The following is an 18,074-nucleotide window of genomic DNA, read 5'->3' as shown; positions in this document are numbered from 1 at the left end:
GTCCAGGGCTCTTTCCATCTCAAGGTCGGCCGTGTCCTTGCCAGTGGCAGTGCTGGCGTAGATCCGTCCTGCCCGAAGACAGACGTTCCCCCATGAACCGCGTGACGCCGCATCTCCGGCGTCCACCGCATCCCACCCCGCGAACGTGACGATCGCGATCGCCCCTCTCGGTGGGGCAGGACGGAGGGGAATATAATCAATGTAGGGATGTTGTCAATGATGGATAGGAAAAAATGTTTGCGTGCTGTCTTGCGGCCCCAAGCTGTCATTCCGGGGCGTGCGTGCATCTTTGCGCGCGCGAACCCGGAATCCCAGCATGGGAGTTTCTGATCGTGCCAAACACGTCGGGATTCCGGGTTCGCGCTCTGCCGGCTTCGCCGGCGACGCACGCCCCGGAATGACGATGGTGGCTGAACACATCGGGATGCCGGCTCATGCCGACCGCTTCGCAGTCCGGACTGCCCTCGGGCACACCAGTTGGTGGGGAATGACGAGCGGGACGCGATGCGCTCATCACACGCGTGCTCATCGAAGCACTGTCATCGCGGTTCTGCTACTCGAACTATCGCTCGACAAGATGCGCGCGCGAGACTGCAGGTTCAAACCGATCGGCGAAATACTGCGTTTCGTTGGCCACCCGTCCGTCGCGGAACTCCATGATGCTCACCGCGTAGGATGGTACACCGTCATAGGTCAGGATGAATTCGGTGACCCATAATTCGCCGTTGCCGATAATCCGCCGAACCGTAAAACGTTTCTCATTTGGCTGGACAAGTCGGCTCATCTGAATGTTGTGCCGACCGCGGATGCGTTCCCCCGATTGGGGATAATAAAGCATCGCATCCTCATGGTAGATGTCATGTTCGATATCGAAATCGTTCGCGTCCGATGCAGTCCAATGACGCTCCAGGGCGGCCCGTACATCGTCCATCTCAACCTCCTGCGATAGGCCTCAGGTTGGCGGCTTGGCTTGGTGCAGAGGGGAAGGAGAGCCGAACCTCTCCACAACGACAGACAGTCGCCTTACCGGCAAACTAGCATGGAAAAGCTCGCGAAGATTTTCTTGTTCGCTGTTTTCGCGCGATAATCCTCGAAGACTTCTCTCACGCCGACGGTCTACAGATCGGTCCGGGGACAACACAAGGACACGCCCATGCTCACGCTTCATCATCTCAACGACTCCCGCTCGCAGCGGATCATCTGGCTGCTGGAAGAACTCGGCGCGCCCTATGATCTGACAACCTATCAGCGCGATGCGCAGACGCGGCTGGCGCCGCCGGAATTGGAGGCTGTGCATCCGCTCGGCAAGTCGCCGGTCATCGTCGACGGCGATGTGACCATCGCGGAATCCGCAGCCGTCGTCGACTACGTCATCCGCCGCTACGGCAAGGGCGCAATGCGGCCCATGGAAGGCAGCGCTGAGTACGAGGCCTATCTCGAATGGCTGCATTATGCCGAGGGCTCGGCGATGTTGCCGCTGATGCTCAATCTCTACGTGTCCCGCCTGAAGGAGGCCGGCGCGCCGCTGCAGCCGCGGATCGACAGCGAGATAGCCCGGCATCTCGGTCATGCCGACCGCGCGCTGCAGGGCCGCGCGTTCTTCGTTGGCGACAGCCTGACCGGCGCGGATATCCAGATGAGTTTCGTGGCCGAGGTTGCCGGCAGCTTCGACCGGCTCAAGGCCTATCCCGACCTGGCCGCCTGGATTGGCCGGATGCATGCCCGCCCGGCGTTCCAGCGCAGCGTAGAGAAGGGCGGGGCATACCGGCTGGCGAAATAGGTACGGAGCGCTTCGGACGTTGACCGATGATTATAATGTATCTACATTATAATCATGAAAATCCTCTGGGACGAGCCGAAGCGTCTCGCCAACCTGGACAAGCACGGGTTGGACTTCGCCGATCTCGATGAGGCCTTTTTCGAAGGCGCTCTGGTTCTGCCGTCACAGGTGAAAGCCAAGCGTTGGATTGGCATCGGCCGGAATATCCGCGGCGTCATTGTGGTGGTGTTCGTGGTTCTCGGAAAAGAGGCCTTGAGCGTGATTAGCATGCGTCCCGCCAGTAAGAATGAGAGGAGGCTCTACAATGACCGTTAAAAAGCGGGGTTATGGTGCCAAAGATATGCGAGAGGTCAGCGACACCCCGGAATTGACGAAGGACGACTTTGCCAAGGCTAAGCCCTTTGCTGAAGCCTTGCCGGATCTGGCCAAATCGATCCGCAAAGGGCGCGGTCCCAATAAGGCGCCGACCAAGACGCTCGTCTCACTGCGACTGAGTCCGGATGTCCTGACCCATTTCAAGTCCAAAGGGCCGGGCTGGCAATCGAAGATCGACGAGGTCCTGCGTAAGGCGGCGGGCGTCAAGCGATAGGGGGAATCGCCGTTTACTTCGGGCGGTAGGCAATCGGCATGTGCAATCGCCGCATTTACCCCGCTGCCTAAATATCGCGCCCTGAGGCGCAAAACCTTGGCCCCGCCGGCCAGATATGGTATTCGGGGCACCGTTTCCTGATCGCCACTCGTGACCGTCCGCACGCCGAAAGAAGGCCGCGGCGGTGGAGATATTGCCCTATGACCACTTCGGCCAAAACCGGCTCCGCGCCCGACTCGTTCTTCTCCGCCACGCTTGCCCAGGCCGATCCCGAGATTGCCGAGGCGATCAAGGGTGAACTCGGTCGCCAGCGTCACGAGATCGAGCTGATCGCGTCGGAAAACATCGTCAGCCGCGCCGTGATGGAAGCGCAGGGCTCGGTGATGACCAACAAATATGCCGAGGGCTATCCGGGCGCGCGCTATTATGGCGGCTGCGAATTCGTCGATATCGCTGAGAACCTCGCCATCGAACGCGCCAAGAAGCTGTTTGGCGCCCAGTTCGCCAATGTGCAGCCAAACTCCGGCAGCCAGATGAACCAGGCGGTGTTCCTGGCGCTGCTGCAGCCGGGCGATACCTTCATGGGTCTCGACCTCGCAGCCGGCGGCCATCTCACCCACGGCTCGCCCGTCAACATGTCCGGCAAGTGGTTCAAGCCGGTGCACTACACCGTGCGCAAGGACGACCAGATCCTCGACATGGATGCGATCGCCAAGCAGGCGGAAGAGGTGAAGCCGAAGCTGATCATCGCCGGCGGCTCGGCCTATTCGCGCTCGTGGGACTTCAAGCGCTTCCGCGAGATCGCCGACAGCGTGGGCGCGTATCTGCTGGTCGACATGGCCCACTTTGCTGGCCTGGTTGCCGGCGGCGTCCATGCCTCGCCGGTGCCGCATGCCCATGTCACCACGACCACCACGCACAAGTCGCTGCGCGGCCCGCGCGGCGGGTTGATCCTCACCAATGACGAGGCGCTGTACAAGAAGCTGAACTCGGCGATCTTCCCGGGTCTGCAGGGCGGCCCGCTGATGCATGTCATCGCGGCGAAAGCCGTGGCCTTCAAGGAAGCGCTGCAGCCGGACTTCAAGGTCTATGCCAAGAACGTTGTCGAGAATGCCAAGGCGCTGGCCGAAACGCTTCGTGCGCAGGGCTACGACATTGTCTCGGGCGGCACCGATAACCACCTGATGCTCGTCGACCTCAGGCCGAAGGGCCTGAAGGGCAACGTCTCGGAGAAGGCACTGGTCCGCGCCGGCATCACCTGCAACAAGAACGGCGTGCCGTTCGATCCGGAAAAGCCGTGGATCACCTCGGGCATCCGTCTCGGCACGCCCGCCGCCACCACGCGCGGTTTCGGCATTGCCGAATTCAAGGCAACCGGCGAGATGATCGCCGAAGTGCTGAGCGCGGTGGCGCAGTCCGGCGACGGCAGTGCGCCGCTGGTCGAAGCGGCCGTGAAGGAGAAGGTCAAGGCGCTGACGGATCGTTTCCCGATCTATCAGTAAGGCCTGCTACGAGGCGGAGACCTGCGCGGTCAGAAGGTCGCGCAGGAATGGCTCTTTGGAAGGTTCTTTGGAATGCGCTGTCCGAACTGCAATAGCCTCGATACGCAGGTGAAGGACTCGCGTCCCGCGGAAGATTCCGCCGTGATCCGCAGGCGGCGCGTCTGCGTCACCTGCAACTTCCGCTTCACTACCTTCGAGCGCGTGCAACTGCGCGAACTCACGGTGATCAAGCGCAATGGCCGCCGCGTGCCGTTCGACCGCGACAAGCTGGTGCGTTCGCTGTCGATCAGTCTGCGCAAGCGCCCGGTCGATCCGGAGCGGGTGGAGACCATGGTCTCGGCCATCGTGCGCGAGCTGGAAAGCGGCGGCGAGGCGGAGATTTCGTCGGAGACCATCGGCGAGATCGTGATGGAGCATCTGCGCGGGCTCGATGACGTCGCCTATGTGCGCTTCGCTTCGGTCTATCGCAATTTTCGCGAGGCCAAGGACTTCGAGGCCGTGCTCGGCGAATTGCATGCCGATGACGACGGCCGGCCGGTGGTGGTCCGAAAATGATCTTCCGGATCCTGGAAGATCAATACGCTCAAAAATCTGCTGACGCGAAAGCAACCGACCTGCGCTTCATGCAGCTGGCGCTGACGCTCGGCCGGCGCGGGCAGGGCCGGACATGGCCCAATCCCGCGGTCGGCGCGGTCATCGTGAAGGACGGTGTGATCCTCGGCCGCGGCTGGACCCAGCCCGGCGGCCGTCCCCATGCCGAGCCTGTCGCACTTGCGCAGGCCGGCGAGGCCGCACGCGGTGCCACGCTCTATGTGACGCTGGAGCCATGCTCGCATTTCGGCAAATCACCCCCTTGTGCCGATGCGATCGTCGCCGCGGGCATCGCGCGCGTCGTTGCGGCAATTGAAGATCCCAATCCGGACGTGGCGGGCCAAGGCCATGCACGGCTGCGTGCCGCTGGCATCAGGGTCGATGTCGGGCTCTGTGCCGAACAGGCCGCACGCGATCACGCCGGGCATTTCCGCCGCGTGCGCGACAAGCGCCCGCATGTCGTGCTGAAGCTCGCGGTGTCGCCGGACGACAAGATCGCGGCAGCCGGTCACAAGCCGGTCGCCGTCACCGGCGAGATGGTGCGGTCGCGCGTGCATCTCTTGCGGGCGCAATGCGACGCCGTGCTGGTCGGCATGGGCACTGTGCTGGCCGACGATCCCGAACTGACCTGTCGCTTGCCGGGCATGATGAAGCGCTCGCCGGTGCGCGTGGTGCTCGACCGCGCGCTGCGCATTTCCGGTAACAGCAAGCTCGTGCATTCGGCGCGTACGACGCCACTCTGGGTGATGACCTCCAGCCTGTCGGAAGCGCCCGCCGCGATGGCGCTGGGCGCTGCCGGCACGCAGGTGCTGCGCGTGCCGACCACGACCTCGCCGCCGCCGGGGCTGGATTTGCTCGCCGTGCTGCATAGCTTGTCGGAGAAGGGCATTACGAAGCTGCTGGTGGAAGGCGGATCGAAAGTTGCGGCGTCTTTCGTGGCGGCGGGACTGGTCGACGAGGTCTGGCTGTTTCGCGGGCCGAAGGAGATCGGCGAGGGTGGCATCGCCGCGCTGGATGCATTGCCGCTATCGGCGATCACTGGGTCGCCGGACTTTGTGCAGCGTGCTAGCGAGACGATCGAGAGCGACACTCTGACGATTTACGAGCGGGCCACTGCCTAGCTCCGTCATGGCCGGGCTTGTCCCGGCCATCCACGCCTTCCTTCGTGGGCAAGGCGTGGATACCCGGTATTCGCCGGGCATGACGAAATGAGAGAGCGTGCGAGATTGAGAGACTAAAAACATGTTCACCGGCATTGTCACCGACATCGGCGAGATCGAGAGCCTTACGCAAGTGGCGCAGGGCCAGCTCCACCGGCTGCGCGTTCTCTGCGACTATGACCAGACCACCATCGCCGATGGCGCCTCGATTGCCTGCAACGGCGTCTGCCTCACAGTGGTCGGCTCCGGCGTGGCCAATGGCAAAACCTGGTTCGACGTTGACGCTGCCGCCGAGACGCTGGGCATGACCACGGCGAAGCACTGGAAGCTCGGCACCCGCCTCAATCTCGAACGCGCCTTGAAGATCGGCGATGAGCTCGGCGGCCATATCGTCGCCGGCCATGCCGACGGCATCGCGACCATCGTATCGCGCGAGAACCTGCCGGACATGGCGCGGATCACCTTCCGCACCACGCGCGAACTGGCGCGTTTCATCGCCACCAAGGGCTCCATCACGCTGGATGGCGTGTCGCTGACGGTGAATACCGTCGATGACGTGCAGTTCGCCGTGTTGATCATTCCGCACACGCTGAGCGTCACCACGCTGGGCAAGGCGTGGGAAGCAGGCGCCGAGATCAATATCGAGGTCGACCTGATGGCCCGCTATGCGGCGCGGCTGAGCGAAATGCCGGTTTAAGGCTCCGACCTCTCGGCCGTCATGGCCGGGCTTGTCCCGGCTATCCACGTCTTCGTGCTCGGCCAAGACGTGGATACCCGGCATGCGCCGGGCATGACGGCGCTAAATTGCCAAGTATTGCCCTTGGCTTCACTGCCCGCGACGACTACAAACACGCGTTGTTGACAATCTTCATTCTTGGAGATGTTCAACGTTTTTAACAGGTTGAGATATGGCAGACGCGCGACGCGCTCATTTGCAGGACCAGACCGACATCACGGGCGCGCGCGTCCTGATCGTCGAGGCGCGGTTCTATGACGACATCCAGGATGCACTGCTAGAAGGCGCGATCGTTGAGCTGAAAGCAGCCGGCGTCACCCATGACGTGTTGACGGTGCCGGGCGCGCTGGAAATTCCTTCGACCATCGCGATTGCGGTCGATGCTGCCGCGAAAAGCGGCAAGCCTTATGAAGCGGCAATCGCGCTAGGCTGCGTGGTGCGTGGCGAGACGTTCCATTTCGAGATCGTTTCGATGGAGTCGTCGCGCGGGCTGATGGATTTGTCCGTCGATCTGCGGCTGCCCCTCGGAAACGGGATCATCACGGTGGATACCGACGAGCAGGCCTGGGCGCGCGCGCGCGCCGGCGAATTGAACAAGGGCGGCGATGCGGCCCGTGCGGCACTGTCCGTGCTGCGCATCAAGCGCCGTCTGGCGAAGGCCTGAGCCGATGTCTGAGAAGAAAACGGCTGACAAGAAATCGTCCGACAAGAAAGCCGACCTCAAGAAGCCGGTCCCCAAGGGCGATCGCAAGGCCAACCGGCGCGGCGCCGCGCGTCTCGCCGCCGTGCAGGCGCTATATCAGATGGATGTCGGCGGCGCGGGCATCAACGACGTCTTCGCCGAGTTCGAGAGCTTCTGGCTCGGCAGCGAGATTGAGGGCGACCAATATCTCCCCGCCGAGGAGGCGTTCTTCCGCGACATCGTGTCCGGCGTGGTGCGCGATCAGAACAAGCTCGATCCGCTGATCGACGACGCGCTCTCCAGGGGCTGGCCGTTGCAGCGGATCGAGGCAATCCTGCGCGCGGTGATGCGCGCCGGTGCCTATGAGCTGGAACATCGCAAGGACATTCCCGGCCGCGTCGTGGTGTCGGAATATGTCGATGTCGCGCATGCCTTCGTGGAAGGCGACGAGACCGGCATGGTCAATGCGGTGCTCGACCAGATCGCCCGGCAGTTTCGCGCGGAAGAGTTTTCGCGCGCGGGACACTGATCATGTCAGCCGGGTCCAACGCATCCGGCGAAGACACCCTGATCGCGCGCTACTTCAAGCCGCTCGCGACTGATCCTGGCGCGTTCGGCCTGACCGACGACGCCGCGGTGCTCAAGGCCGACGGCGAGGATATCGTCGTCAACACCGACGCCATCGTCGAAGGCGTGCACTTTCTCCCCGATGATCCCCCGGACACCATCGCACGCAAGGCGCTGCGGGTGAACCTCTCGGATCTCGCCGCCAAGGGCGCAGCGCCGGCCGGCTTTGTGCTGACGCTGGCACTTCGGAGTCACGATGAAACGTGGCTCACCGAATTCGTGCGCGGTCTCGGCGAAGACATCGCAACATTCGGCTGTGCGTTGCTCGGCGGCGATACGGTCTCGACGCCGGGGCCGCTGATGGTCTCAGTCACCGCCTTCGGACGCGTTCCGGTGGGCAAGATGGTCCGCCGCCACGGCGCGGCGGCGGGGGACCGGGTGGTCGTGAGTGGCACGATCGGTGATGCCGCGCTTGGCCTTGCGGCGCTGAAAGGCGGCGCGGTCGCGACGGCGCTGGCGGGTGACAGTAACGCGCGTGAGGCGCTCGTGGCACGCTATCGCGTGCCGCAGCCTCGCAACGCGCTGGCATCGGCGGTGCGCGATTTCGCGACGGCGTCGATGGATGTCTCCGACGGATTGGCCGGCGATCTCGCCAAGCTCTGTGCGGTGTCGGGCGTCTCTGCCGTCATCGATGCATCGGCTATTCCGCTGTCGGATCCGGCGGCAGCACTGCTGGATCGCGGTGTGATTGGTCTCGAAACGGTTGTTGCCGGCGGCGACGATTACGAAGTCCTCTGCACCATCCCCGAGAATCGCACGACCGGTTTCGTGCAGGCCGCGCACCAGGCGGGCGTGCGGGTCGCGGTCATCGGGACGATTGTTGCAGGTGCGTCATCGCCGCGCTTCGTCGATCCGGCGGGCAGGGACATCGTGTTGAAGCGCCTGTCCTACAGCCACTTCTAGGAACAGCTCTGGAAGCAATCTCCGTGTCGTCCCGGCCTAGCACGCCGAAGGCGTGCGCGGGGCGGGACCCATACACTCTTGAGAGCTGTTCAGCGCAGGACGGAGAGGCCTTCCTTTTAATTGAGGGGCCTGAGGTTATGGATCCCCGCCTCCGCGGGGATGACACCTGAAAGGCCAACGTTCTTCTTCCCCCTACATCCCCTCCAAAAATCCTGCATTAGCCCATTGGCAGCGTTGCACGGCGATACCGATTTTGCCATGCTCATCAAACGAGAGGCCGTCCTCACGTGCTGGGCAGGCCTCCTTTTTATGCGCCAACTAACAAGGCGCCGGGCAGGAAGGACTGAGGCAGATTCCATGACAGCATTGTGGGTGATCGTGCTCTGCGGGGCACTGTCGATCGTTTACGCGATCTGGGCGACGAGTTCTGTGTTGAAGGCCGATGCGGGTAACGCACGGATGCAGGAAATTGCAGAGGCCGTGCGAGAGGGCGCACAGGCCTATCTGAAGCGACAATATCTCACCATCGGCATCGTCGGCGTCGTGATCTTCGCGCTGCTGGCTTACTTCCTCGGCATGCTCGTTGCCTTCGGCTTCCTGATCGGTGCTGTGCTGTCGGGCGCAGCCGGCTTCATCGGCATGAACGTCTCGGTGCGTGCCAATGTCCGCACCGCGCAGGCGGCGACGATCTCGCTGGCCGGCGGCCTCGAACTCGCCTTCAAGGCGGGTGCCATCACCGGCATGCTGGTGGCGGGTCTGGCGCTGCTCGGCGTCACCATCTACTTCGCTTATCTGACGCACGCCCTCGGCCTCGCTGCCAACAGCCGCACCGTGATCGATGCGCTGGTGGCGCTCGGCTTCGGCGCGTCGCTGATCTCGATCTTCGCACGTCTCGGCGGCGGCATCTTCACCAAGGGCGCTGACGTCGGAGGCGATCTTGTCGGCAAGGTCGAAGCCGGCATTCCCGAGGATGATCCGCGCAACCCGGCAACGATCGCCGACAATGTGGGTGACAATGTCGGCGACTGCGCCGGCATGGCCGCCGACCTGTTCGAGACCTATGCGGTGACCGCGGTCGCCACCATGGTTCTGGCCGCGATCTTCTTCGCGAGTTCGCCACTCCTCGTGAACATGATGACACTGCCGCTCGCCATCGGCGGCATCTGCATCCTGACATCGATTGCCGGCACGTTCTTCGTCAAGCTCGGTGCCAGCCAGTCGATCATGGGTGCGCTGTATAAGGGCCTGATCGCCACCGGCGTGTTGTCACTGTTCGGCGTTGCCGCCGTGATCTACTGGCTGATCGGTTTCGGTCCGCTGGCAGGCGTGAAGTATACGGGTCTGGCGCTGTTCGAATGCGGCGTCGCCGGCCTCGTTGTCACCGCGTTGATCATCGTGATCACCGAATACTACACCGGCACCGACTATCGGCCGGTGAAGTCCATCGCGCAGTCGTCGGTCACCGGCCACGGCACCAATGTGATCCAGGGCCTGGCGATCTCGATGGAGTCGACGGCGGGTCCGGCAATCGTCATCATCGCCGGCATTCTCGTCACCTACAGCCTTGCCGGCCTGTTCGGTATCGCGATCGCCACCACGACGATGCTGGCGCTGGCCGGCATGATCGTGGCGCTCGACGCCTTCGGTCCAGTCACCGACAATGCCGGCGGCATTGCCGAAATGGCCGGTCTGCCGAAGGAGGTCCGCAAGGCCACCGACGCGCTCGACGCGGTCGGCAACACCACCAAGGCGGTCACCAAGGGCTATGCCATCGGTTCGGCTGGCCTCGGCGCACTGGTGCTGTTCGCGGCTTACAATGAAGACCTCAAATTCTTCATCGCCAATGCCGCGAAGTATCCGTACTTCAAGGACGTGCTGCCCGACTTCTCGCTGACCAATCCCTATGTTGTGGTCGGCCTGCTGTTCGGCGGTCTGCTGCCATACCTGTTCGGTGCGATGGGCATGACGGCCGTGGGCCGCGCGGCCAGCGCCATCGTCGAGGAAGTGCGTCGTCAGTTCCGCGAGAAGCCGGGCATCATGCAGGGCACCGACAAGCCGGATTACGGCCGCGCGGTGGATCTGCTGACCAAGGCCGCGATCAAGGAAATGATCATCCCGTCGCTGCTTCCGGTGCTGTCACCGATCGTCGTCTACTTCATCATCTACGCCATCGCTGGCGGTGGTGCGGTCGGCAAGTCGGCGGCGTTCTCGGCGGTCGGCGCCATGCTGCTCGGTGTGATCGTCACGGGTCTCTTTGTGGCGATCTCGATGACCTCGGGCGGCGGTGCCTGGGACAACGCCAAGAAGTACATCGAAGACGGTCACTTCGGCGGCAAGGGCTCCGACGCCCACAAGGCCGCGGTGACCGGCGACACCGTCGGCGATCCCTACAAGGACACGGCGGGCCCCGCGGTGAACCCGATGATCAAGATCACCAACATCGTGGCGCTGTTGTTGCTGGCGATCCTGGCGCACTAGACGGCCGAGAGCACGAATGCAAAAATCCCGCGGCGCAAGCCGCGGGATTTTTCTTTCTACGTTTGATCAGGTAGGACCACATGCAGCCGTTGCCCCATGGTCGGGTTCGTTTTCGTCATAGTCTCGTAGCCATCGGACTGTTTGTGGCCTGCAGCGCACCGGCCTCGGCCGCCGAGCAATGCCCGGTCTCCGAGGCTGCGATCTCGAAAGCCGGCGGTCTCCACCAGGCGATCATCGCCGCGATGAAGACCGAGTTCAGCTGCGAAGGCGCATACCGGATTCTCGAACTCTGCCAGCTTGGTTCGTCCGGTGATAATGCATTCTCCAGCATCGTGCTGTCGAAATGCGAACCGCGCTTTCTCCCCAAGGCGCTCCCCGCGACCAAGGCCGCCTATGAAAAGGCGCGTGCGAAATGCGATAAGATCGCAGAGAAGAACGAGGGCTCGATGTATCAGAGTCAGGCCGCGATCTGCATTGCGCGCTCCGGGCGGGATTTCGCGCGGAAATACGGGACGAAGAGCTAGGGGTCCTGCCGGCCACGACGCGTTAGCGTAGACGACACAGAAGCCCCGCGATGTGATCGCGGGGCTTCTTGTTGAGATAGTCGACCTTACGCCGCCTTGCTCTGCTTGCCGTCCTGGATCGCACGCCAGATGCGCTCGGACGTCAGCGGCATGTCGATATGCGTGACGCCGTAATCGCTGAGCGCATCGACCACCGCATTGACGATGGTGCAGAGCGAGCCGGCGCAGCCGGCTTCGCCGCAGCCTTTGGTGCCCAGCGGGTTGGTGGTTGCAGGCGAGGGATGATCGCCGACCAGCATCAGCGGAATGTCGCCGGCGCGGGGCATCGCATAATCCATGAACGAGCCGGTGATCGGCTGGCCCGACGCGTCATAGCTGACTTTCTCCATCAGCGCCTGGCCGATGCCCTGAGCGACGCCGCCATGCAACTGGCCGGCGACGATCATCGGATTGACGATGGTGCCGAAGTCGTTGACCGCCGCGTAATTGACGATGGTCAGCACACCGGTGTCGGGATCGATCTCGACTTCGGCAACATGACAGCCGTTCGGGAATGTCGAGGGCACGTCCGATGAGGTGTGATCGACGTCGAGCGAGGAGGGCACGCCGTCCGGCATTTTGCCCTCGCGCACACGCTGCGACAGTTCCATGATGTCGATGGAGCGGTCGGTGCCGGCAATCGTAAAGCGGCCGGCCTTGAATTCGATGTCGGCTTCGGAGGCTTCCATCAGGTGCGCAGCGGCAGCCTTGCCCTTGGCAATGACAAGGTCCGAGGCCTCGACGATGGCCTGGCCCGATGCGGTGATTGAGCGCGAGCCGCCGGTGCCGTTGCCCATGCGGACGAGATCGCTGTCGTTCTGCTCGAGCCGGATGGCGTCGAACGGCACGCCGAGCTGTGCCGACAGCACCTGCGCGAAGGGCGTGGCGTGGCCCTGGCCGTAATCCAGCGTGCCGGTGGTCAGCGTCACGGTGCCGTCATCGCCGAAGGTCAGTTTGCCGAGTTCGCCTGACGGCGGCGCGGTGACTTCGAGATAGGAGCCGACGGCAATGCCGCGCAGCTTGCCGTTTTTGCGGCTGTCCTTCTTGCGCTTGGCGAAGCCGGCGTGATCGGAAATTGCCAGCGCCTTCTCAAATACGCCCTGGAAATCGCCGCTGTCATAGGTGACGCCGGAGGCGGCCGCGAAGGGCAGCTGCGACGGCTTGATGAAGTTGCGCTTGCGTAAGCTGAAGCGATCGATGCCCATCTCGTCGGCCGCGCGGTCGATCAGGCGCTCCATGAAGTAGTTGGCTTCGGGGCGCCCGGCGCCGCGATAGGCGCCCATCAGCGTGGTGTTGGTAAGCACGCATTTGATGTCCACCGACAGCAGCGGCGTCTTGTAGACGCTGGCGAGGTTCTTGCCGGTGTTGAGCGACAACGGGCTCGGCGATACGCCGGTGATGTAAGCGCCGAGATTGCCGTAGCCTTTCAGGCGCACCGCGAGAAACTTGCCGTCCTTGTCGAGGGCGAGTTCGGCATGGATATCCTGGGCGCGGCCCTGGCTGTCGGACAGGAAGCTAGAGGAGCGCTCGTCGAGCCACTTCACCGGCTTGCCCAGTTCCTTCGCCGCATGCAGCAGGCAGATATATTCGGGATAGCTGATGTTCTTCATGCCGAACGATCCGCCGACATTGCCGGTGAGGATGCGGACCTTGTCGGGCGCGACGTTGAGCTGCTTGGCGAGTGTGTTGCGGTTGCCGGCGACGCCCTGGGTCGGCACCTGGATCACGTAGCGGCCGCCGGATTTCTCAAAGGTCGCGAGCGCGCAGCGCGGCTCCATGGATACCACGGCGACGCGGGTGTTCTCGATGTCGAGTTTGGTGACATGCGCGGCGGAAGCAAAGGCGGCCTCGACGGCGCCGGTGTCGCCATAATGATAGTCGAGCGCGACATTGTTCGGGATGTGGTCGTAGAGAACAGGCGCGCCGGGCTTCGTTGCGGCCTCGCAATCGGTGACGGCGGGCAGGGCGTCGATGTCGAGGACGACGGCTTCGGCGGCATCGCGGGCCTGCGCGACTGTTTCAGCCACCACGAAGGCAACGGGGTCGCCGACATAGCGCACCTTGTCGGTCATCAATGCATGGCGGTTGGTCTGGAACAGCGGGGTGCCGTCCTGGCTCTTCAGCGGCAGGCCGCAGGTGAAGGGGCCGTAATTGGCGGCTTCGAGGTCCCGGCCGGTCCAGACGCCGCGGACACCCGGCATCGCCCTAGCAGCCTCGGAATCGATGCCGCGGATCACGCCATGGGCATGGGGACTGCGGACGATCCAGGCATAGAGCTGGCCGGGCAGGTTGATGTCGTCGGTATATTTGCCTTTGCCGCGGACGAGGGTGTCGTCCTCCTTACGGCGGACAGGCTGGCCGACCCCGTATTTCTGCATGGCGATGGCGTTATCGACGGGCGAGCCGGTAAAATCTTGCATGATGAATCCATCAAATGTGGATGATTCCAGGATTTGGCGCGGGCGCGCGCCCCTGTAAGTCCCTGAGATAAGGCAGCGTGACCTGTACGACAACGGACGATTGGGCATGGGGGTGCGCCAAGGTTGCGCTGATCCTGTGCCCTGCTAAACTTTCCGTGAAAGATATTTCCAAGAAGGTTTCCACGCCGGCCGGAACGGTCGCGGAAAGACAGATTGAATGGATGATGACACGCGGCTTCGCGGCGGCCATGGGCCGGGCGAGGGTGTGCAGGGATTGGTTGCGGCATTGGCCGACGGCGGGCGCGAAGCCGCATGCGCCAACACCTATGCCGCGCTCGATCTCGGAACCAATAATTGCCGTCTCCTGATCGCCTGTCCTACGGGCGACAGTTTTCGCGTGGTCGATTCGTTTTCACGGATCATCCGGCTGGGCGAGGGCGTCTCGACATCCGGCGTGATCAGCGACGCCGCGATTGCCCGCGCGATCTCGGCTCTCAGCATCTGCCGCGACAAGATCCGCGCGCGGGACGCACAGCGGCTGCGGCTGATCGCAACCGAGGCCTGCCGCGCGGCCTCGAATTCGGACGCGTTTCTCGACCAGGTGGCGCGCGAAACCGGCATCACGCTGGAGATCATCGATCGCGAGACCGAAGCGGCGCTGGCTGTGATCGGCTGCTCGCCGTTGATCGATCCGCAGGGCCGCGGTGCCATCCTGTTCGATATCGGCGGCGGCTCGTCGGAACTGGTGCGCATCGAGCGTGATCCCACGGATCCCAAGGGCAAACCGCTGATCAAGGCGTGGATGTCGATCCCGCTCGGCGTGGTGACGCTGGCCGAGAAATTCGGCGGCAAGCACGTGACCCGGGACAGCTACACGCAGATGATTGCGGAGGTCGCCCGGCACGTGGCGCCGTTCGCCGCCGAACATGCCGGCGATCTCGACGGCATGCACATGCTGGGCACCTCGGGCACAGTGACCACGCTGGCCGGCGTCTATCAGGGGCTGGCGCGCTACGATCGCCGCCGCATCGACGGCATCTGGCTCAGCAATGCCGAGCTCGACGAGACCATCGCCAGGCTGCTCGACATGACCTACGCGGAACGCGCCGCCAACCAGTGTATCGGCCCCGACCGTGCCGATCTGGTGCTGTGTGGCTGTGCCATTCTGGACGCCATCCGCAATGCGTTCCCGCTGCCGCGGCTGCGTGTGGCGGATCGGGGGCTGCGCGAGGGCATGCTGGTGGAAATGATGCGCGAGGATGGCGCGATCCGCGCCTCCTGAGCCTGATTTTCCCGATTCAGGGCGAATATTCGGGTTTCCCGCCATGCCGTGCTAAGGGAAACGCGAATAGCTGAAAGCAAGCACGAGACCATGGCCAAAGACACCACCGGACGCCTGCGGATCCAGGTCAAGAGCGCCGGCAGAATGAAACTGTCGTCGAAGCTCTGGCTCGACCGCCAGCTCAATGACCCCTATGTGCAGCAGGCCAAGAAGGACGGCCTGCGGTCGCGCGCGGCCTACAAGATCATCGAGATCGACGACAAGTACCGCTTTCTCAAGCCCGGCCTGTCGGTGGTCGATCTCGGCGCTGCGCCTGGCGGCTGGAGCCAGATCGCGGCGCGGCGCGTCGGCTCGGCCGAGGGCAAGGGGCAGGTGGTGGCCATCGATCTCCTGGAAATGCCGGAGATCGTCGGCGTGACCTTCGCCCAGATGGACTTTCTCGACAATGATGCGCCCGACAGATTGAAGGCGATGATGGGCGGCCTCGCCGACGTGGTGATGTCCGACATGGCGGCAAACACCACCGGCCATCGCAAGACCGATCAGCTCCGCATCGTCGGCCTCGTCGAGGACGCGGCGGCCTTCGCCGCTGACGTGCTCAAGCCCGGCGGCACCTTCGTCGCCAAGGTGTTCCAGAGTGGCGCCGACGCCACGCTGATGACGCAGCTGAAGCGCGACTTCGCGACGGTGAAACATGTGAAGCCGGCCGCGAGCCGCAAGGACTCGTCGGAGCGCTATGTGCTGGCGATGGGTTTTCGTGGTGTGGCAGGTGATCATCGGCTCGGTGAGCACGACAACTAGGCCGTGAGCGCATACGCGACTCTAAGTCCGATTTGGTAGAGCGCTCGATCTCACTTGTGTGATGGCAACGCCGGAGATGGCGAGCAGCGCCCCGACAATCAACGTTGGAGTGATATGCTCGTCAAGGAACAGCGCGCTTGAAATCAGGGCAAAGACCGGAAGAAGCAAACCGAATGGCGCCACGCGGCCCATGGTGCAGCGAGCGATGAGCCAGAACCAAAGGCTAAATCCAACAATTCCTCCGATGAAAACGGTGTAGGCGAGCGCGAGCCAACCATGTTCATCCGCCGTGACGAGGGACGTCAATTGTCCATCTTCAAGGACAAACGACATCAGCATCACCTGTGGCACCGTGAAGAGAGAGGACCACCCCGTCAACATCAGGGGATCAAAGGGTCCGTGCCGCTTCGTTAAGACGTTGGCGACCGCGAAGGCGAGTGCTGCCCCGACCACCAGCAGAATCGGGATAGCGTTTGCAGACAGACCAGGCCCCGCTGCAAGCACGACCACGCCGAGAAATGCCAGCAACACCCCACTAGACGTTACGAGAGACGGTCTCTCCGCGAGCAGCGGCCAAGCCAACAGGATGGTGAAGGGCGTGGCGAGTTGATATGCGACGGCCGAAATACTTCCAGAGCCGAGCCCGAGGCCGACATAGAAGAGGCCGAAGTTCAGCCCACCAAGAAAGACCGAGATCGCGGCGACAGGGCTGAGCTCCTGACGTGCAGGCTTTTTGACGAACGGAACGAGCAGCAATGCCATAGCTAGAAAGCGCAGGCCAAGGAAGAAGAGTGGCGGAAATTCCACAATGCCCACCTTGATGACCACGAACTGATAACCCCAAAGCAAGGGCACCATCACCGCGCAGACAATCTGGATGAGCGACATGACACTTTCCATTCAAGACTGTTCAGTCCAGATATAGGTGCGTTCAACCAGCAGCGCCTTGACGCGTTACCTGCTGAAGCGTTCGAGAAGAGCGTCAACGGTGGCTTGCGATGTGCTTCGTGTCGGACGCGTTTTACCTACGACACGCAGGCCCTCAACGAAGCAGACCAGCAGTCGCGCCGCGCTTGCAGGCTCGACACCATGAGCCAACTCGCCTGCGGCCTTCGCGCGCGACAGCGCATTGGCTACTTTGGCCTCCATAGCTTTGAAAAAGCTGCCGATGCGGCGATCGACTTCCGGGTCGCGGCCACCCAACTCCATGGCTGTCGCGACCAGCAGGCATCCGCGACGACCATTGGCGCCACTCGTCCGATCGACGTAACCAGCAAGGTAGGCTCGCAGGCCAGCGACTGGCGCGCCACGCGGGTCGAGTTCGATGTCGATTCGTAGCAGGGCGTCGGAAATGTAGCGATCGAGCGCACGCAGGAAGAGTCCGCGCTTGTCACCGAAGGCGGCGTAGAGACTGCCACGCGAGAGGTTCGTCGCTTGAAGAAGGTCCGGAAGCGCCGTGGCATGATAGCCGCGCGACCAGAACACGTTCATGGCGCGCTCGATAGCAGCTTCCGTGTCGAAACCTCGGGGGCGGCCGCGCGGCAACCGCACAGGGGAATGATGTTCCATTAGTGATATATGGACCGATTGGTCGTGAATTGCAAATGACAGCTTAAGGTGATGGGCGCGGGGAGTTTATGACAGGGCGCGCTTTGGGCGATCTGTCGGCTCTCGTCATCTTGCGGTCGGATGATTTACTTCGCGCTCTCGCATTTCGGCGACAACATCGGCACATTGGGCCACGACCAGTTGCGCCATGATCCATCGCGCTCGACACAGGCCGGCAGTGTTGTAGCGGCAGCCGGATCGGGCTGCTCTTTGGCATCCTGCGCGGTCACCTGCTCAACGGGCGCGGGCTTCGGCGGAAATCGCCTGTTCACATAATCGAATGAAATGACGCCCGCGATGATCGTGAGGACGATCGTGGCGAGACCTATGGCCCATTGCGAGCGCGTCACAA

The 18,074-nt window shown here is 63.0% G+C and carries 19 protein-coding genes; 14 read left to right on the top strand and 5 right to left on the bottom strand.

The window, feature by feature from the left end:
* Positions 1 to 562: 562 nt before the first annotated feature.
* Entirely contained in the window at positions 563 to 931 is a 369-nt protein-coding gene (locus AC1DUY_RS30400) for a nuclear transport factor 2 family protein (RefSeq protein ID WP_309945383.1), read from the bottom strand.
* Between the two features lie 222 nt (positions 932 to 1,153).
* On the opposite strand from AC1DUY_RS30400, the gene AC1DUY_RS30395 reads away from it, so the two are divergent.
* From AC1DUY_RS30395 to AC1DUY_RS30340, 12 genes are all read left to right on the top strand, one after another.
* Complete coding sequence (locus AC1DUY_RS30395) at positions 1,154 to 1,780, top strand: glutathione S-transferase family protein (RefSeq protein WP_478119127.1); 627 nt, start codon at positions 1,154 to 1,156, stop codon at positions 1,778 to 1,780.
* 54 nt (positions 1,781 to 1,834) lie between these two features.
* Positions 1,835 to 2,095 (top strand): BrnT family toxin, encoded by a 261-nt coding sequence (locus tag AC1DUY_RS30390; protein ID WP_478119125.1) that lies wholly within the window; start codon positions 1,835 to 1,837, stop codon positions 2,093 to 2,095.
* Complete coding sequence (locus AC1DUY_RS30385) at positions 2,085 to 2,369, top strand: BrnA antitoxin family protein (protein ID WP_441229919.1); 285 nt, start codon at positions 2,085 to 2,087, stop codon at positions 2,367 to 2,369. Before AC1DUY_RS30390 ends, AC1DUY_RS30385 begins: the two co-directional genes overlap by 11 nt.
* Before the next feature lie 200 nt (positions 2,370 to 2,569).
* Entirely contained in the window at positions 2,570 to 3,871 is a 1,302-nt protein-coding gene (gene glyA, locus AC1DUY_RS30380; protein WP_478119123.1) for a serine hydroxymethyltransferase, read from the top strand.
* A 72-nt stretch (positions 3,872 to 3,943) separates the two neighbouring features.
* Complete coding sequence (nrdR, locus tag AC1DUY_RS30375; protein ID WP_068732542.1) at positions 3,944 to 4,426, top strand: transcriptional regulator NrdR; 483 nt, start codon at positions 3,944 to 3,946, stop codon at positions 4,424 to 4,426.
* Entirely contained in the window at positions 4,423 to 5,583 is a 1,161-nt protein-coding gene (gene ribD / locus AC1DUY_RS30370; protein ID WP_478119120.1) for a bifunctional diaminohydroxyphosphoribosylaminopyrimidine deaminase/5-amino-6-(5-phosphoribosylamino)uracil reductase RibD, read from the top strand. The genes nrdR and ribD overlap by 4 nt, the downstream gene beginning before the upstream one ends.
* 121 nt (positions 5,584 to 5,704) lie before the next feature.
* On the top strand, positions 5,705 to 6,319 hold the full coding sequence (locus AC1DUY_RS30365) for a riboflavin synthase (protein ID WP_478119118.1): 615 nt from the start codon (positions 5,705 to 5,707) through the stop codon (positions 6,317 to 6,319).
* 211 nt (positions 6,320 to 6,530) lie between these two features.
* Complete coding sequence (ribH, locus tag AC1DUY_RS30360) at positions 6,531 to 7,022, top strand: 6,7-dimethyl-8-ribityllumazine synthase (protein WP_089263855.1); 492 nt, start codon at positions 6,531 to 6,533, stop codon at positions 7,020 to 7,022.
* A 4-nt stretch (positions 7,023 to 7,026) separates the two neighbouring features.
* Complete coding sequence (gene nusB, locus AC1DUY_RS30355; RefSeq protein ID WP_093761462.1) at positions 7,027 to 7,569, top strand: transcription antitermination factor NusB; 543 nt, start codon at positions 7,027 to 7,029, stop codon at positions 7,567 to 7,569.
* A gap of 2 nt (positions 7,570 to 7,571) precedes the next feature.
* Positions 7,572 to 8,570, top strand: a complete 999-nt coding sequence (gene thiL / locus AC1DUY_RS30350) for a thiamine-phosphate kinase (RefSeq protein WP_478119116.1) — start codon at positions 7,572 to 7,574, stop codon at positions 8,568 to 8,570.
* 357 nt (positions 8,571 to 8,927) lie between these two features.
* Positions 8,928 to 11,048, top strand: coding sequence for a sodium-translocating pyrophosphatase (locus AC1DUY_RS30345; RefSeq protein ID WP_120292179.1), 2,121 nt, complete (start codon positions 8,928 to 8,930; stop codon positions 11,046 to 11,048).
* A gap of 80 nt (positions 11,049 to 11,128) precedes the next feature.
* The gene (locus AC1DUY_RS30340; RefSeq protein ID WP_320444484.1) at positions 11,129 to 11,572 is read left to right on the top strand and encodes a hypothetical protein; all 444 of its coding nucleotides are present in this window, start codon (positions 11,129 to 11,131) and stop codon (positions 11,570 to 11,572) included.
* An 86-nt stretch (positions 11,573 to 11,658) separates the two neighbouring features.
* Here the strand turns inward: AC1DUY_RS30340 and AC1DUY_RS30335 are convergent, their stop codons facing one another.
* A complete protein-coding gene (locus tag AC1DUY_RS30335; RefSeq protein ID WP_478119113.1) occupies positions 11,659 to 14,031 on the bottom strand; it encodes a xanthine dehydrogenase family protein molybdopterin-binding subunit in 2,373 nt (790 codons plus the stop codon).
* Between the two features lie 217 nt (positions 14,032 to 14,248).
* Here AC1DUY_RS30335 and AC1DUY_RS30330 point away from each other — a divergent pair, with 217 nt between their 5' ends.
* Together AC1DUY_RS30330 and AC1DUY_RS30325 are read left to right on the top strand one after the other, a co-directional pair.
* Entirely contained in the window at positions 14,249 to 15,313 is a 1,065-nt protein-coding gene (locus AC1DUY_RS30330; RefSeq protein ID WP_478119111.1) for a Ppx/GppA phosphatase family protein, read from the top strand.
* 90 nt (positions 15,314 to 15,403) lie between these two features.
* Positions 15,404 to 16,114 carry an RlmE family RNA methyltransferase gene (locus AC1DUY_RS30325; protein WP_068730972.1) on the top strand — a complete coding sequence of 237 codons (711 nt, stop codon included), beginning with the start codon at positions 15,404 to 15,406 and terminating at the stop codon, positions 16,112 to 16,114.
* 21 nt (positions 16,115 to 16,135) lie between these two features.
* On the opposite strand, the gene AC1DUY_RS30320 is transcribed toward AC1DUY_RS30325, so the two are convergent.
* The 3 genes from AC1DUY_RS30320 to AC1DUY_RS30310 form a co-directional block, all read right to left on the bottom strand.
* On the bottom strand, positions 16,136 to 17,002 hold the full coding sequence (locus AC1DUY_RS30320) for a DMT family transporter (RefSeq protein ID WP_478119109.1): 867 nt from the start codon (positions 17,000 to 17,002) through the stop codon (positions 16,136 to 16,138).
* Positions 17,003 to 17,068: 66 nt separating this feature from the next.
* Positions 17,069 to 17,605 (bottom strand): TetR/AcrR family transcriptional regulator, encoded by a 537-nt coding sequence (locus AC1DUY_RS30315; RefSeq protein ID WP_478119107.1) that lies wholly within the window; start codon positions 17,603 to 17,605, stop codon positions 17,069 to 17,071.
* Positions 17,606 to 17,808: 203 nt separating this feature from the next.
* Entirely contained in the window at positions 17,809 to 18,072 is a 264-nt protein-coding gene (locus tag AC1DUY_RS30310) for a hypothetical protein (protein ID WP_089263863.1), read from the bottom strand.
* Positions 18,073 to 18,074 lie beyond the last annotated feature (2 nt).

It is taken from the genome of Tardiphaga sp. P4_G1 (assembly GCF_056401215.1).
This window is presented reverse-complemented; position numbering and strand designations above follow the sequence as displayed.